Source organism: Wolbachia endosymbiont (group B) of Schoenobius gigantella, assembly GCF_964031005.1.
In the GTDB taxonomy this organism is placed as follows: Bacteria; Pseudomonadota; Alphaproteobacteria; order Rickettsiales; family Anaplasmataceae; genus Wolbachia; species Wolbachia pipientis.
Map to the genome: position 1 here is coordinate 1,268,120 of NZ_OZ035002.1, position 15,154 is coordinate 1,283,273.

The following is a 15,154-nucleotide window of genomic DNA, read 5'->3' on the forward strand; positions in this document are numbered from 1 at the left end:
TTGTTATCCATTAAATCGCTTCATATCTTCAACTTGCAACAAATAAGGGCTATCTTTTGGTAAAGTTTTAACAGCTAGCTCAGCATATTTTGTAAATTGCTTTAAATCACCTTCAATACAAGCCTTTTTTGTCAAAGCAAAATAATGCATTGCCGTATCAGCGTCACATTTATATGCAACGCTTAAATATTTCCAGACAAAAGCGTTATTTGGTTCTACATTCAAAATCTGCTCCAGGTAAAACATTGCCTTTTTTGCATCACCGTGTAATAATAAAGTATGAGATAATGCAAGTTTCACTAAATAACTGTTTTTCTCAGATAAATACCTAAGCGATTCCTCATACATTTTTATTGCTTCACTTAAATTTCCAGCCTTGTATAGCATTTCTGCTTTTAATTCATATAGGTATGGGTCATTGCGTGACTCTTGAATCAATGAATTAACTTTAGCAATAGCCTCCTCTATCTTTCCTTGCCTATAGCAAACTATAGCATTTACATACTCAGAATTATCTTCATATTTATTAGATAACACATGAATAGGAGCAAAGAAAGAGTCTAGCTTTGCAACCACACGCTCAAACTTTAGTAACTTATCCGCAAAAATTGGTTTTACGTTGTTTTTGACCTTATAATTCTGTACAGCAAATATACGTTTCTCACTAAGTGGGTGAGTACGGAAATATTCCTCGGTATTCTCATGCTCAATACTTTTAAAATAATCAAAAATCTCTTTCATACCTGAATTATCATAGCCAGATTCATCAAGGTACCTTAAAGCATAGCTATCTGCTACACTTTCTTGCTCTTGAGAATAGTTAAAAAATAGCCTTGAACTGAGTGCTACACCACTAAGCAAAATTGCACCAGCAACCTGAGGGTTAATGATAATACTAGAAACTAATCCTACCATATAACTAATCATTGCTATCGATTGAAAATAACCCATAGCACTACTCATTTGCAATATATGACCAGCAGATATGTGAGCAATCTCATGTGCTAATATACCAAGCAAGACATAAGGTTTAGCCGAATATCGTAAAAGCCCTAAATGAATGAAGATACTGTTATTGTTAATTACAAAAGCATTAATCGAACTGTCATTAATTACAAAAACTTTCACTTGATCATGATCAATATCTGCAGCAGAAAATAAAGGTTGCGCTAGCTCTTTCACTATTGCTTCCACCTCACTATCTCTAATAATGTTAATAGAGTAAGCATTATTATAATATGCAAGAAAGAACAATAAGGTCAAAAACTTAGCAATTCTAAACATGAAAATTCTGTGCTTGTATAATTTACAGGAATTTTATATTTTAACACTTAAATTATACAAATTTATAAACGCTAGTTTAATTTTTTAACGTAACTGATAAGTTTGTCGATGGTAGTTAACTTAATTTTATGTTGTTCAGCAAATTTAAGCAACTGAGGTAAGCGCATCATAGAGCCATCATCATTCACTAATTCACACCCTACAGCTGCATGATTAAGACCAACCAACTTTGCTATTTCAACACTTGCTTCAGTGTGACCATTGCGTGCTAAAACCCCGCCTTCATTTGCAATAATAGGGAAAACATGCCCTGGAGTAATAATATCGTCCTTAGTACTCTTTTCATCAATGGCAGTAAGTATCGTATGCGTTCTATCATGAGCAGAAACACCTGTTGTAATGCCATAACGCGCATCAATTGACGTAGTAAATGCAGTATGAGGAGTAAGCTTTTCATCTACATTGCTCTTCCTCATAAACTCAAGATTTAGTTTACTCATATGAAGCTTTGTCATAGCTAAAAATACAATACCAGTACCGTATCTAACCATAAAAGCCATATGTTCTGGTTTTACTTTTTCAGCTAAGACAACCAAATCACCTTCATTCTCTCTACTTTCATCATCAACTAAAATGAACAATTTACCGGAACGAGCATCCTCTAATACATCTTCCACAGAAGAAATACCGGGTAGACTCATTGAAGCATAAGTGGCCTGTACCATAATAATTTACTTAAATTCAATCTTAACTATTTTATACAATTTCTCTCCATTTGGCACTGTCACTTCCACATACTCACCGACTTTTTTGCCGATTAAGGCACTCCCGAGTGGTGAACTAGTAGATATTAACTGCTTTGAAACATCAGCTTCATATTCGCCTACAACCTTATAAACATATTCCACTTCACCGTTATTATCACTTAACATTCTTAATGTCACAGTTGCACCAAATATTACTGAATCACCAGACAAATTTTTTACTTCTATTACTTCCGCATGTGAGAGCTTACTTTCTATCTCCATTATACGGCCTTCAATAAAACCTAACCTTTCCCGTGCAGCATGATACTCTGCGTTTTCAGACAAATCACCTTGATCACGAGCATCAGAAATAGCTTGTATAACAGAAGGCTTTTCTTCCTTTAATTTTTCAAGTTCGGCTTGCATATTCTCAAAACCTTCCCTCGTCATAGGAAATTTATTAATAATAGATGAAGCCATAATTACCACCTAAACGCAATTAAATTGAGTAACAAAATTACTCACAATATTAAAAATATCACCTTTTATATCACCATTCATGTCATTTGACAACTTTTTTAAAACCCCAGGGTGTACAGTACGAAAATAATTAACAAGATCATGTTCAAATTTATTAACGTTACTTATTTGTATTTTACTTAACTGATTATACAGGTTAGAAAAAATATACATCAGCACTACTTGCTCTTCTATTGACATAGGTAAATGTTGTTTTTGCTTTAATAACTCAACAAGATATTTACCCTTATTCAAGGATAATTGAACACTAGCATCAAGATCAGAACCAAATTTTGCAAAATCTTCTAATTCTCTATACTGAGCTAAGCTTAGCTTTATAGAACCAGCAACTTTTTTCACAGACTTTAATTGTGCAGCAGAACCAACCCGTGAAACCGACAAACCTATATTTACTGCAGGTCGAAATCCTTTATAAAATAATTCAGACTCAAGAAAGATCTGCCCATCGGTAATTGAAATAACATTTGTTGGCACATATGCGGATACATCACCAGCTTGAGTTTCGACAATTGGCAAAGCAGTTAAAGAACCCTGCCCTTTTTTATCAGACATTTTAGCAGCTCTTTCAAGCAAGCGAGAATGTACATAGAATATATCTCCAGGGTAAGCTTCACGACCAGGAGGACGTCTGAGCAATAAAGACATCTGCCTATATGCCACAGCATGCTTAGATAAATCATCATATATAATCAAACAATGCATTCCATTGTCACGGAAAAATTCCCCAATAGTGCAACCAGCATAAGGTGCTAAAAATTGCATAGGCGCGCAGTCAGATGCACTAGCCACAACTACAGTTGTATACTCTAATGCTCCGCTTTCTTTCAGCTTATTTACCACTTTTGCTACTGTTGAAATTTTTTGCCCAATAGCAACATAAACACAGTAAACTTTTTGATTTTCGTTTACCTCATCGTTAATCTTCTTCTGATTGATAATAGTATCAAGCGCAATAGTAGTTTTACCAATTTGTCTATCACCAATAATTAATTCACGCTGCCCTCTACCTATTGGAATTAGCAAATCTATAATTTTAATTCCTGTTTGCAGTGGCTCATGCACAGACTTACGATCAATAATGCCTGGCGCTTTAGATTCTATATCCATTCTGTTTTTGGCTCTAATTTCCCCACCGTCGTCCATAGGATGGCCCAACGCATTTACAACTCTCCCTAACAATTCATGCCCTACAGGCACCTGCACAACATCACCACTACATTTTACAACGTCCCCTTCTTTCACATCACGGTCATTACCAAGCACAACTATTCCAGCCGTATTATGATCTAAATCGAGAACTATTCCTTCTACACCACTTGCAAAAAATACCTTTTCACCGAATTTTGCTTTTTCCAGCCCATAAACCAATGCGATACCATCTGTTACTGAAATTACTTCACCTATATTTTCCCGCTTTATAGGATTATCAAACGTCTCAACCTTTTCTCTTATTATACTTGCTATCTCAGAAACATTCATACTGTTCTTCATACAAAATTCCTTACTTTTAATATTTCCATTTTACTTAAGTCAACTAACCTATCCAAGTAACTTTTTAGCGAAGCATCGATCAAATTAAAACCATACCTAATTACGAAGCCACCTAGTATAGAAGGGTCAACCACATTGCTTACTTTTATTATTTTACCAAGAAAGCTCAAAGATTCAGTAATTATTTTTATATCAGATTCCTTTAAAGTTTCTGCTGACTTTATAGTAATTTCGAATTCATTTTCATTTTCTCTTGCAAGACTTAAGAATTTTTCTAATATAAGGATCAATAAACTAGAGCGTTTATTTGCAAATATAACCATAATAAATTTTACTAAATTCTCACTCAAGTGCTCATTTATAGAAAGCATCACTTCTTTTTTGTGTGCAAAAGAAATCATAGGATGAGATAGGTACACAAAAACATCACGTTGATCCTTAAAAAAAGCCAACAAAAATTCTACTTCTTTCCTTATAATACCTAACCTGCTTCCTGAGACATGAAATAGCACTCTAGCGTAAGATGAAACTAAATTATTGTATTGGGTCTTTTTCATATTAAATCCAGTAAATCTAAATTAATTCAGCTACAAATCTTTCATTCTTCAATCCAAGCATTTTTTATATAAACAGGTCTTCTCTTTAAGGAAAGAAAATATAAATCATATCTGACTGAATAATCTAAAAAACTAAGGTTTTTACTTAAGAAATACTTAGAAGAATTTATAATAGACTGACATTGAAGATGAGATATCGGTATTTCTTTTCCAAGTAAACTTGTTTTAACTTCTATAAAAATCAGCTCCTTTTTTTTAGATACAATTAAGTCAATTTCACCGAACTTACAACGGTAACGGCGTTTTATAACATTATACCATTTCAGTTTTAAATATACTAAAACTAATAACTCGCCAAAGTAACCTACAAAGTAGCGTAACCTACTTACCACAAGAAGAACAATTATGATAACAATTAACTTTGTGTAACTACTTTGCCTCCTTCTTTATTTTTACTATAAACCTTACCTCTTGCTGCAATATCCCTATCAACCAGTTCTATCACTGCCATTGAAGCGCAATCACCCTTTCGAGTGCTAAATTTTATTATTCTAGAATACCCACCTTTACGATCTTGATAACGGCTGGCTAAGACGTTTAATAACTTATCAACTGCTAACTTACTATTATGAAGGCGTGAAAGCAAAAGTCTTCTACCATGTAAAGTATTCTTATTCTTAGCAATTGTAATAAACTTTTCGACATATGGACGAAGTTCCTTAGCTTTTGGTAAAGTAGTTACAATCTGCTCATGGTTAATTAATGAGATAGATAGATTCTTTAACGTCGATAATCTATGTTCAGTACAACGAGATAGTTTACGTTTTTTTATTCCATGTTTCATATATCACCTAATCTTCATCAGTATGTTGTTTAGCCAACTCATCTATATCCTTAGGTGGCCAGTTTAGCACATTCATACCCAAAGACAAGCCAAAATTAGTCAAAACTGCCTTAATCTCATTCAAAGACTTTCTGCCAAAATTAGCAGTTCTTAACATTTCACCTTCTGTCTTTTGTACAAGATCACCTATATAAGTGATGTTTTCGTTTTTCAGACAGTTATGAGACCTGACAGATAATTCCATTTCATCTACCTTACGCAATAAGACAGGGTCATAACCCAAATCTTTAGCACCACTAGACGAAGAAACCTGCGATTTTTTATAACTTACATCAGAACTAATAAAGGGCTGAAGTTGCTCCTGTAATATTCTTGCAGCAGAGTCAACAGCTTGACTCGGAGAAATTGTACCATCAGTTTCAATTGACAATATCAGCTTATCCTTATCAGTCACTTGGCCAACACGACTGTTCTCTACCCTGTACGAAACCCTGTTGACAGGGCTATACAAAGCATTAACTGGAATAAAACCAATCAAATCCTGTTCACTCATAAGCTTCAAAAGTTCATTTTCTTTATATTTAGTTACAGGAAGATAACCTTTTCCGCTAGCCACATATATGGTCATGTTAAGCTCCACATTTTGCCCCAGCGTACATATTAACAAATCTTTATTAACAATAGAGCATTGATCATCAGTTTCTATCATCCCAGCTAATACCTGGCAAGGCCCTTTAGCGTTTAAATTTAAGCATTTATTAGAAGCACCATTTAATTTACACCTCAACATACCCATATTTAATACTATATCAGTTACGTCTTCTCTCACCCCTTGAATTGAAGTGAACTCATGAGTTACACCTTCAATTTTTATTCCATAAACAGCACTACCTTTAAGAGAAGATAACATTACACGTCTTAATGCATTGCCTAATGTTAAAGCAAAACCACTTTCCAACGGTTCTAGCACTATATCACTTTTTTCACTTGAATCATCTGATATTACCTTAACTGAACTAGGTTTAATCAATTTATCTAAATTGCTACAGAGAGAAACATCATTATTATAATACATAAAACAACCTTTTCAAATATCCTATACTCTTCTTTTTTTTCTTAACCTGCACCCATTATGAGGAATTGCGGTTTTATCTGCAATTGAAGTCACAGTCAACCCACAGCTCTGAAGTGCTTTAACCGCAGCTTCGGTACCAAAGCCAGGGCCGCGAATTATTACAGAGACAACCTTCATACCAAATCTCTCCATTGCGTTCTTCGCAGCAGACTCCGCAGCCTTACCTGCAGCATAAGGTGTGGATTTTCTCGAACCTGAAAAACCACATGCACCCACAGAAGTTTGACATAGCGTATTACCATGAACATCAGTTACATTTACAAAAGTATTATTAAAAGTTGCACGAATATGGACAACACCAGTAATAAACTCCTTCTTACTCTTACTAACCGTTTTGACTTTTTTCATTAAAACTCACAATAATAATAAATTTTATTTTTTCCCAGCAATAGGCAACCGAGATCTACCTTTACGAGTCTTAGCATTAGTATGAGTCCTTTGCCCTCTCACAGGTAAACCTTTTCTATGTCTCACCCCTCTATAGCATCCCATTTCCACTAAAGATTTTATGTTCATAGCCACTTCTTTTCTGAGCTCACCTTCTATAACATAATTTTGTCTAATGAAACCGCTGATCTTTTCTATATCTTCATCTCGTAATTCTGAAACACGTTTGCGCTTATCAACTTCGCAAGCGTGACAAATTACATTCGCAGTAGCAATACCTATACCATATATATAAGTTAATGCAAAAGGAACACATTTCCTCACTGGAATATTTATGCCTGCAATACGTGCCACTGGTACCTCGATACTTTATTAATAACAACTCTTAATTTATACCATAAAACAACTCAGAGTCAAACCAAATTACAAGAAATTTTACTTTCAATCTCTTGCGTTACCTCATCAACACTCAAATTAGCGTCAATTGTTAATAATTTGCCTTTATAATACTCGCGTAAACCTTTCATTTGAAGGTGATATTCACTTATTCTCTTATTAATTGCAGACATATCAGCATCATCAATTCTTTTCTCTAACCTCGTACTTTTACATTTAGCACAAGTAGTACTCTTAAAAGAAGATACACTATATATGCTTTTACAGTCCAAACACGCGAGACGATTTTTTAACCTATCGATTGCAATATTATCGTCAAGCTGCAGCTCAACTACAATGTCAACATCCCTATTATATTTTTCTTGCAAAACTTGAGTCAAAAAATGAGCCTGGTTTAAATTTCTCGGAAAACCATCTAATAAGCAATTATCATCCACTAATGCAAGCTGGTCACGTAATAATCCACATATAATTTCATCTTGAATTAAATTACCAGATTCCACGGTACCCTTTATTTTTTTACCTAACTCACTACTGCTAGATATAATATTCCTTAATAAATCCCCTACTGAAATTAATTTTAAATTATATTTTGCTATTAACAAGCTTGACTGAGTACCTTTACCAGAACCTGGAGGACCAAAAATCGTAATGATCATCTTACTTTCCTCGTTTTAGACTCATATTTCTTTATCCAGTTGTCGTACCTATTTGAAAAAATATAAGATTGTATTTGCATAATAGTATCAGTAATAACGTTCACTATAATCAGTAAGCTCGTCCCACCAAAAATAAATGGTATATCATAATAATATCTCATAACTTCAGGTACAGTACATATGACTACCAAATACGCAGAGCCAACGAATGTCAACTTAAAAACTATATCTTGAAGGTAATCAGAAGTATGTTTCCCAGGCCTTCTACCAGGTATAAAACCACCATTTTTTTTAAGAAAATCTGCGTTTTCCTCTGGATTAAATATAAAATTGGTATAGAAAAAATTAAAAAATACTATCAGCACCAAATAGGCTACAATATATACTACTTTATTTGCCATAAAGTAATTCAAAATAAAATCAGAAAAAGCGTGCCCCTTATAGAAATTTGCAATTGAAATAGGTGTCAATAAAATTGCATTAGCAAAAATGGTTGGTACTACACCAGATAAATTAATCTTCAATGGAATATAAGTAAAATCGTCATTATGTAATCTTTTAAATTGCTTTTTAGGATGTTGAACAATAACCTTTCTATAAGAAGACTCTACAAAAATGACTAAGAGTAGCAGCAAAAAAAACAATACCAAAACAAAAAGGATAATAAATAACGATACGCTACCGTTTTTATTTAACGTTAACAAAGATGACAAAGCGCTGTGTAACTCTGATATTATACCCGTGAAAATGATTAATGAGATACCATTGCCTATACCGCTAGCGCTGATTCGTTCACCAAGCCATATTAAAAGCATAGTTCCACCTAAAAGGCTGAAAACACCTATTGTACGAAACATAACACCAGGTTCGATTACAACCAATACCCCTTCCCTATTCATCCCTTCCAATCCAACCAAAATTGGAATTGATTGAAATACACAAATTACTATGGTCAGATAGCGTATATAAGAATTCATCTTTCTACGGCCTGACTCTCCATCATTCTTAACTTCCTTCATTCCTTTAATCGCAGAAGAAAGTAACTGAATAATGATAGAAGCCATTATATATGGCATAACGTTCAATGCTAGAATTGTCATTCTAGCCAATGCACCACCAGAAAATAAATTAAATACTCCAAAAACGCCTGAGCCATCTTTGGGAAATATATCATTAATTACATCAAGATTAATTCCAGGAATAGGCACATAAGTACCCAAGCGATAGCAAATTAAAGCTATTAGCGTAAAAAATATACGCTTTAATAAATCGCCTTTATATAACAACGTAGGATCCAAGCTATTAAATGCTGATTTATTGCCCATGACTTACGATAGTATTTCCACACTACCACCAACTGAAGCTACAGATTTTTTTGCAGCTTCTGACGCAAAATCAACATGAAACACAAATTTTTCGCTCAACTTACCTTTATTAAGAAGTTTAATTTTATCCTTAATAGACTTTATAAAACCTAATTTATACAGCCTCTCCTTATCTATAACAGAGTCTTTCACTATTTTTTTAGCTTCCATTAAGCGCTGTATATCGCCAACATTAATTATAGAGTATATGCTCCTACGTATAGGCTTAAAACCTCTTTTAGGCAAACGAGTATATATAGACTGTTGTCCACCCTCAAAACCATTTATAGAAACTCCACTTCTAGCCTTCTGCCCTTTATGCCCTCTACCGGATGTTTTACCTTTACCACAACCGATACCTCTACCCAGCAACTTAGGCTTCTTTTTCTTAGATAATTTAGTAAATATAGAGTTTAATTTTACAGCATTATTCATACTTTACCTGTTTCCAACTATCTCGCTAATCTTTTTGCCTCTTTTGCTTGCTACCTGACGAGGAGATAACATACTATCAAAAGCCTTAAACACCGCACATATAACGTTATGAGGATTATTTGATCTAGTGGATTTAGCTACCACATCCTTTATACCTAACACCTCAAAAACTGATCTAATCGCTCCACCAGCAATAATACCTGTTCCGGCTCTTGCGGTTCTTAAAACTATCTCACCAGAACAAAATTTAGCTTTAATATCATGATGCAAAGTTCTACCTTCACGCAAGTACACTCTAATCATTGATTTCTTTGCAGCATTTACAGCTTTGACTCTTGCTTCAGCAACTTCTGCGTGCTTACCTATTCCACACCCTACCCTACCCTTCTCATCGCCAACAACAACCAAAATTGAAAATGAAAATCTTCTACCACCTTTGGTAACCGTTGTCACTCTTCGTACCGAAACTAAAAGCTCTGATAAATCATTATTATTTTGTAAATTCTTTATAGCCATATTCAAAACCTTCTAAAATTCAAATCCAGAACTTCTTAAAGCCTCAGCAAATTGAGAAACTAATCCTGTGTATTTATACGCTCCACGATCAAACGTAAGCTGCTGCTCTAATTTCATGCCAGACAGACGCTCAACCATTAAAGAAGAAACCTGTTTTATAGTTTCAGCGTTGACTTTCCCTTTACATACATCCTTAATTTTAGCATCCAAAGTAGAAGCTGAAGTGAGAGTTATTCCTTTTACATCATTAATTAACTGGACATAAAAATGCCTATTAGATTTAAATATGGATATACGTAAACGTTCAGCGCTCTTGTCAAGCTTCGCTCTATTACGTAACTTCCTTTTTTCAGAATTACTTAAAAAATTATACGATCTTTTCATTTTTATTACTTCTTTTTACTTACAACCTTACGCAGCATAAATTTGCCTTTTATTACAACACCCTTACCTTTATAAGGATCATATTTTCTAATTTTGCATATATCAGACGCCACCATATAGACCTTCTGCTTATCCATACCACTAACTACTAAGTGAGTTGGCTTTATGCACTTAATCTCAACATCTTTAGGCACTTTATATTTAACATTATGGCTATAACCAAGATATAAAGTCAAATACTTACCATCACACTCTGCCTTATATCCCACACCGTTAATCTCAAGATTAACAGAAAAACCATCAACCATGCCGTTAATGATATTATTAATATTACTCCTATAAGTGCCCCACATAGGCTTTATTTTATCATAATTATCTTTATCTTGATCAACAGAAAGCAATAGCTGATTATCAATAATCTGACACACAACATCCCTGATCAAGCTAACTTCCTTTTCAGCCTTAGCACTCTTTATTAACATACTACCATTATTATATTCAACTGAAACACCAGCAGGAATATTGATAGGAGCAGCACCTATACGAGACATGAATTTCTCCTATTATTTAAAACACACGACACAAAACTTCTCCACCAACCTTTAATTTATGTGCATTATAATCAGTCATCACTCCTTTGGGTGTCGATATAATAAAAATACCAAGACCATTATATGCTTTAGAAATGTCCTTATACTTAGAATAACGACGACAACCAGGCTTTGACACCCTAACTATGTCACTAATTACAGGTGACTTCTCATAATACTTCAATTTTACAATGAAAGAAGGTAAGTTATCTACAACTTGCTTTTCATAATCAAGGATATACCCTTCCTCTTTTAAAATCTCCAATATAGAAGAATTCATCTTAGAAAATAGTACCCTTGTTGCCCTATGCATTGCCAATTGAGCATTACGTATCCTTGTTAAAAAATCACCAATACTATCAGATAACGCCACAATATACTCCTTATATTATATTTACCAACTAGACTTTGTAACTCCTGGAATTTGCCCAAAAGAACATAAATCACGCAAAACAATTCTACATAAACCAAATTTTCTATATACTCCTCTTGGTCTCCCAGTTAAAGCACACCTATTTCTAATTTTGGTTTTAGAAGAATTTCTAGGCAATTTTTTAATTAATTTATTTTGAGCTGTAAACCTTTCTACAATAGACAAATTCTTATTATTTATTATAGATTTCAATTTTTCTCTTTTTTCTTTATATTGATCGCACAAATTTATTCTGCGAAGATTTCTTTCTATCATAGATTTTTTTGCCATATATTTCTCCTCTCAATTAATCAAAAAAAGGAAATTTAAGAGTCAGTAATAATTCCTTTGCTTCCTTATCACTAACTGCACTTGTTATAATATTAATATCCATACCTCTAATTTTACTTATTTTATCATAGTCTATTTCTAAAAACGAGATATGTTCCTTTATACCAAAGGAAAAATTACCATTACCGTCAAATTGCTTCACACTAAATCCTCTAAAATCTTTTTCCCTTGGCAAAGCAATATATATCAATCTTTCTAAAAACTCATACATTTTATCTCTACGCAAAGTTACTTTGCAACCTACTGTAGCACCTTTTCTGATCTTGAAGCCAGAAATAGATTTTTTTGCAAAAGTTGATAAAGGCTTCTGCCCAGCAATCAAATATAGGCTATCAAGTGGTTCATTTATTGCTTTACTATCTGTAGCAGCATCTCCAACGCCCATATTGATACACACCTTGACAAGTTTAGGCACTTGCATTATATTGCCGTAATTAAACTTATCCTTCAAGGACTTTACTATGCTATCTTTATACAATTCTTTAAACATATCAACCTAATCTATCACTTCTCCAGAAACTTTTGCAAAACGCACTTTTCTACCGTCTATAACCTTAAACCCCACTCTAGTTGGAGTTTTATATTTAGGGTCCAATGTTGCAACGTTGGATATATCAATAGCTAACTCTTTATTTAATATACCACCACTACTACCAGCTTTTGGTTTAGTATGTCTCTTATGCACATTCACTCCAGAAACAATTACTTTCTTTTTAGCATCACGTGCTATAACTTTGATTACCTTACCAATTTTTCCCTTATCTTTACCAGTTAAAACTATAACGTCGTCACCACTTTTTATTTTAGCACTCATTATAAAACCTCAACAGCTAATGACATTATCTTCATAAAAGAACCAGATGATAACTTTTTTACCGGACCAAACACCCGAGTGCCAAGTGGTTCACCTTGATCGTTAATCAAAACTACAGCATTGCTAGAAAAACGAATTACAGAACCATCAGATTTCCTAATAGGGCTTTTCACCCTCACCACAACTGCTCTATATACTTTTCCCTTCTCAACTTTCCCTCTTGGAGTAATAGATTTAGTAGATACAATAACTGTGTCACCTATAGATGCAGACTTTCTACCACCCAATAAACCAATACAAAGCACTGCACGCGCGCCAGAATTATCAGCTACTTCCAACAATGTATTTTTTTGAATCATATAAATATCCTATTCAATGTGAGCTATTAACAATAACCCATTTTTTAGTAGTAGAAATAGGCTTGTGTTCTTGTATTAAAACCTTGTCCCCTTCTTTACAACTATTATTCTCATCATGTGCTGTATACTTCTTGTATTTTTTTATAACCTTTTTATACAGCTCATCCTTATACACTTGTAATACCGAAACCTTTACAGTCTTATCACACTTAGCCTTAGTTACAGTACCACAAAAAACCTTTTTAGGCATTCTTTTCCTCTCTTCTTCTTTTATTTAATGTAGTTAAAATACGAGCTATGCTCTTTCTTATTAAGCTAAAACGCGAAATATTGTTGCACTGGCCCAGCTTCTTTTGAAAAACCAAATTAACAAACTCTTTTCTCAAATTCACAAGAATTTCATGCAATTCTTGCGAGGACCTCGATTCAATGTCAGCTATATCCATTGCAACTCCATTTAATTATGATTAGATACAAATTTACACTTCATAGGAAGCTTAGCAGTTGCCTTTTCAAGCGCCAATCTTGCTAAATGCATGGGAACATCACTGCTAATTTCAAACAACATTCTACCGGGCTTAGCTTTAAATACCCAAAACTCAACACTACCTTTCCCTTTACCCATACGCACATCCGCCGGCTTTTTACTAACAGGGGTATCAGGAAAAATTCTTATCCACACTTTACCAGAGCGTTTTAATGTTCTAGATATTACACGCCTTGCAGTTTCAATATGCTTAGATTGAATCCTACCTGCTTCCATAGCCTTTAGACCATAATCTCCAAAAGATAATGTGCTACCACCTTTCGTGTTACCCTTAATTCGTCCTTTAAATACTTTTTTATATTTACTTTTTTTAGGAATAAACATTTCAATATACCTAATTAGTTACCAATATAAACCCAGACCTTAACTCCTATGATGCCATATATAGTTTTTGCTTCAGCAAAAGCATAATCTATATTAGCACGTAAAGTATGCAAAGGCAAACGGCCTTCTTTATACCACTCAGTACGAGCTATCTCAGCTCCGCCAAGGCGCCCAGAACAACTTACTTTAATACCTCTAGCACCCATCCTCAAACAACTTTGAATAGCTTTTTTCATCGCTCTTCTAAATGAAACCCTTTTTTCTAACTGCTGTGCAATGCTGTTTGATATTAAAACTGCATCTATTTCAGACCTTTTAACCCCTACTACATTCACTTCCACATTATTTTTTACTTTTTCAGCTATCTTTTGCTTTATCTTCTCAATATCCGAGCCTTTCTTACCTATTATCACTCCAGGTCTAGAAGAATGTATTATTACAGATACCAAATCGATCGTACGCTCTATAATTACTTTAGAAACACCAGCATGCTTAAAAGATTCATTTATATAACTGCGAATAGATAAATCTTGATGCAACCCTTGTTTATAACCCTTCTCAGCATACCAAATAGATGACCAAGTATTAATTATTTTTAACCTAAATCCTTTAGGATTAACGTTTCCCATATTTTTGCACTTTCCTTATTAATTTTCTATTTTTATGAATCATATAATTTCCCCCAATTTTACAGTTATATTACTATAACGTTTACTAACTCTATTAGCTCTACCCATAGCTTTTGGACATACCCTACGCAAAGTAAGAGACTTACCTATTAAAATTTCTTTTATATATAAATTATCGATATCCAATCCATAATTTTGAGCATTAGCAATCGCAGAATTTAATACTTTCCTTATAAGACCTGCAGCTTTCTTTTCACAAAATCTTAATTGCACAGTGGCAAAAGAAACTTTTTTATTACGTACTAAACCAGCAACCAAATTCAATTTACGAGGAGTTGATTTTAAAACCCTAGAACCAGCTTTAACTATTACATCTCTGTTTTTCATATC

The 15,154-nt window shown here is 33.8% G+C and carries 26 protein-coding genes; all 26 read right to left on the minus strand.

The window, feature by feature from the left end; translation table 11 throughout:
• Positions 1-3 precede the first annotated feature (3 nt).
• The 26 genes from ACQH2O_RS05850 to rplV all read right to left on the minus strand — a co-directional run bounded on the left by ACQH2O_RS05850 (position 4) and on the right by rplV (position 15,151).
• The gene (locus ACQH2O_RS05850) at positions 4-1,284 is read right to left on the minus strand and encodes a M48 family metalloprotease (protein ID WP_425385140.1); all 1,281 of its coding nucleotides are present in this window, start codon (positions 1,282-1,284) and stop codon (positions 4-6) included.
• A gap of 71 nt (positions 1,285-1,355) precedes the next feature.
• A complete protein-coding gene (ribB, locus tag ACQH2O_RS05855) occupies positions 1,356-2,009 on the minus strand; it encodes a 3,4-dihydroxy-2-butanone-4-phosphate synthase (RefSeq protein WP_038198925.1) in 654 nt (217 codons plus the stop codon).
• Positions 2,010-2,015: 6 nt separating this feature from the next.
• Positions 2,016-2,510 (minus strand): transcription elongation factor GreA, encoded by a 495-nt coding sequence (greA, locus tag ACQH2O_RS05860; protein ID WP_010962740.1) that lies wholly within the window; start codon positions 2,508-2,510, stop codon positions 2,016-2,018.
• Positions 2,511-2,519: 9 nt separating this feature from the next.
• Positions 2,520-4,061 (minus strand): F0F1 ATP synthase subunit alpha, encoded by a 1,542-nt coding sequence (gene atpA, locus ACQH2O_RS05865; RefSeq protein WP_038198926.1) that lies wholly within the window; start codon positions 4,059-4,061, stop codon positions 2,520-2,522.
• On the minus strand, positions 4,058-4,618 hold the full coding sequence (gene atpH / locus ACQH2O_RS05870; protein WP_425385141.1) for an ATP synthase F1 subunit delta: 561 nt from the start codon (positions 4,616-4,618) through the stop codon (positions 4,058-4,060). Before atpH ends, atpA begins: the two co-directional genes overlap by 4 nt.
• A 41-nt stretch (positions 4,619-4,659) precedes the next feature.
• The gene (locus tag ACQH2O_RS05875; protein WP_012673177.1) at positions 4,660-5,010 is read right to left on the minus strand and encodes a YraN family protein; all 351 of its coding nucleotides are present in this window, start codon (positions 5,008-5,010) and stop codon (positions 4,660-4,662) included.
• Between the two features lie 23 nt (positions 5,011-5,033).
• Positions 5,034-5,462 (minus strand): 50S ribosomal protein L17, encoded by a 429-nt coding sequence (rplQ, locus tag ACQH2O_RS05880; protein ID WP_007550873.1) that lies wholly within the window; start codon positions 5,460-5,462, stop codon positions 5,034-5,036.
• Positions 5,463-5,469: 7 nt separating this feature from the next.
• Complete coding sequence (locus ACQH2O_RS05885; RefSeq protein ID WP_012673178.1) at positions 5,470-6,537, minus strand: DNA-directed RNA polymerase subunit alpha; 1,068 nt, start codon at positions 6,535-6,537, stop codon at positions 5,470-5,472.
• Between the two features lie 21 nt (positions 6,538-6,558).
• On the minus strand, positions 6,559-6,945 hold the full coding sequence (gene rpsK / locus ACQH2O_RS05890; protein WP_015589137.1) for a 30S ribosomal protein S11: 387 nt from the start codon (positions 6,943-6,945) through the stop codon (positions 6,559-6,561).
• 24 nt (positions 6,946-6,969) lie between these two features.
• The gene (gene rpsM / locus ACQH2O_RS05895) at positions 6,970-7,338 is read right to left on the minus strand and encodes a 30S ribosomal protein S13 (RefSeq protein ID WP_010962745.1); all 369 of its coding nucleotides are present in this window, start codon (positions 7,336-7,338) and stop codon (positions 6,970-6,972) included.
• A gap of 59 nt (positions 7,339-7,397) precedes the next feature.
• Positions 7,398-8,039 (minus strand): adenylate kinase family protein, encoded by a 642-nt coding sequence (locus ACQH2O_RS05900; RefSeq protein ID WP_007550178.1) that lies wholly within the window; start codon positions 8,037-8,039, stop codon positions 7,398-7,400.
• Complete coding sequence (gene secY, locus ACQH2O_RS05905; RefSeq protein WP_425385142.1) at positions 8,036-9,364, minus strand: preprotein translocase subunit SecY; 1,329 nt, start codon at positions 9,362-9,364, stop codon at positions 8,036-8,038. The genes ACQH2O_RS05900 and secY overlap by 4 nt, the downstream gene beginning before the upstream one ends.
• 3 nt (positions 9,365-9,367) lie before the next feature.
• Positions 9,368-9,838: a 50S ribosomal protein L15 gene (rplO, locus tag ACQH2O_RS05910; protein WP_006279863.1), complete on the minus strand. Its 471-nt coding sequence runs from the start codon at positions 9,836-9,838 to the stop codon at positions 9,368-9,370.
• A gap of 3 nt (positions 9,839-9,841) precedes the next feature.
• Positions 9,842-10,354: a 30S ribosomal protein S5 gene (gene rpsE / locus ACQH2O_RS05915; RefSeq protein WP_010962748.1), complete on the minus strand. Its 513-nt coding sequence runs from the start codon at positions 10,352-10,354 to the stop codon at positions 9,842-9,844.
• A gap of 12 nt (positions 10,355-10,366) precedes the next feature.
• On the minus strand, positions 10,367-10,738 hold the full coding sequence (gene rplR, locus ACQH2O_RS05920; protein ID WP_006279867.1) for a 50S ribosomal protein L18: 372 nt from the start codon (positions 10,736-10,738) through the stop codon (positions 10,367-10,369).
• Positions 10,739-10,743: 5 nt separating this feature from the next.
• Positions 10,744-11,289 (minus strand): 50S ribosomal protein L6, encoded by a 546-nt coding sequence (gene rplF, locus ACQH2O_RS05925; RefSeq protein ID WP_007551152.1) that lies wholly within the window; start codon positions 11,287-11,289, stop codon positions 10,744-10,746.
• Positions 11,290-11,305: 16 nt separating this feature from the next.
• Positions 11,306-11,701, minus strand: a complete 396-nt coding sequence (rpsH, locus tag ACQH2O_RS05930; protein ID WP_007551150.1) for a 30S ribosomal protein S8 — start codon at positions 11,699-11,701, stop codon at positions 11,306-11,308.
• A gap of 21 nt (positions 11,702-11,722) precedes the next feature.
• Positions 11,723-12,031, minus strand: coding sequence for a 30S ribosomal protein S14 (rpsN, locus tag ACQH2O_RS05935; protein ID WP_425385143.1), 309 nt, complete (start codon positions 12,029-12,031; stop codon positions 11,723-11,725).
• A gap of 16 nt (positions 12,032-12,047) precedes the next feature.
• Entirely contained in the window at positions 12,048-12,581 is a 534-nt protein-coding gene (gene rplE / locus ACQH2O_RS05940) for a 50S ribosomal protein L5 (RefSeq protein WP_425385144.1), read from the minus strand.
• Between the two features lie 6 nt (positions 12,582-12,587).
• The gene (gene rplX, locus ACQH2O_RS05945) at positions 12,588-12,905 is read right to left on the minus strand and encodes a 50S ribosomal protein L24 (RefSeq protein ID WP_006279347.1); all 318 of its coding nucleotides are present in this window, start codon (positions 12,903-12,905) and stop codon (positions 12,588-12,590) included.
• Positions 12,905-13,264 (minus strand): 50S ribosomal protein L14, encoded by a 360-nt coding sequence (rplN, locus tag ACQH2O_RS05950; RefSeq protein WP_006279348.1) that lies wholly within the window; start codon positions 13,262-13,264, stop codon positions 12,905-12,907. Before rplN ends, rplX begins: the two co-directional genes overlap by 1 nt.
• A 13-nt stretch (positions 13,265-13,277) precedes the next feature.
• Positions 13,278-13,514: a 30S ribosomal protein S17 gene (gene rpsQ, locus ACQH2O_RS05955; protein WP_007549925.1), complete on the minus strand. Its 237-nt coding sequence runs from the start codon at positions 13,512-13,514 to the stop codon at positions 13,278-13,280.
• The gene (gene rpmC, locus ACQH2O_RS05960; RefSeq protein WP_006279350.1) at positions 13,507-13,710 is read right to left on the minus strand and encodes a 50S ribosomal protein L29; all 204 of its coding nucleotides are present in this window, start codon (positions 13,708-13,710) and stop codon (positions 13,507-13,509) included. Before rpmC ends, rpsQ begins: the two co-directional genes overlap by 8 nt.
• An 11-nt stretch (positions 13,711-13,721) precedes the next feature.
• Positions 13,722-14,135, minus strand: a complete 414-nt coding sequence (gene rplP / locus ACQH2O_RS05965; RefSeq protein WP_010962752.1) for a 50S ribosomal protein L16 — start codon at positions 14,133-14,135, stop codon at positions 13,722-13,724.
• Positions 14,136-14,149: 14 nt separating this feature from the next.
• Entirely contained in the window at positions 14,150-14,764 is a 615-nt protein-coding gene (rpsC, locus tag ACQH2O_RS05970) for a 30S ribosomal protein S3 (RefSeq protein WP_010962753.1), read from the minus strand.
• A gap of 39 nt (positions 14,765-14,803) precedes the next feature.
• Positions 14,804-15,151: a 50S ribosomal protein L22 gene (rplV, locus tag ACQH2O_RS05975; protein WP_007549821.1), complete on the minus strand. Its 348-nt coding sequence runs from the start codon at positions 15,149-15,151 to the stop codon at positions 14,804-14,806.
• Positions 15,152-15,154: the final 3 nt, after the last annotated feature.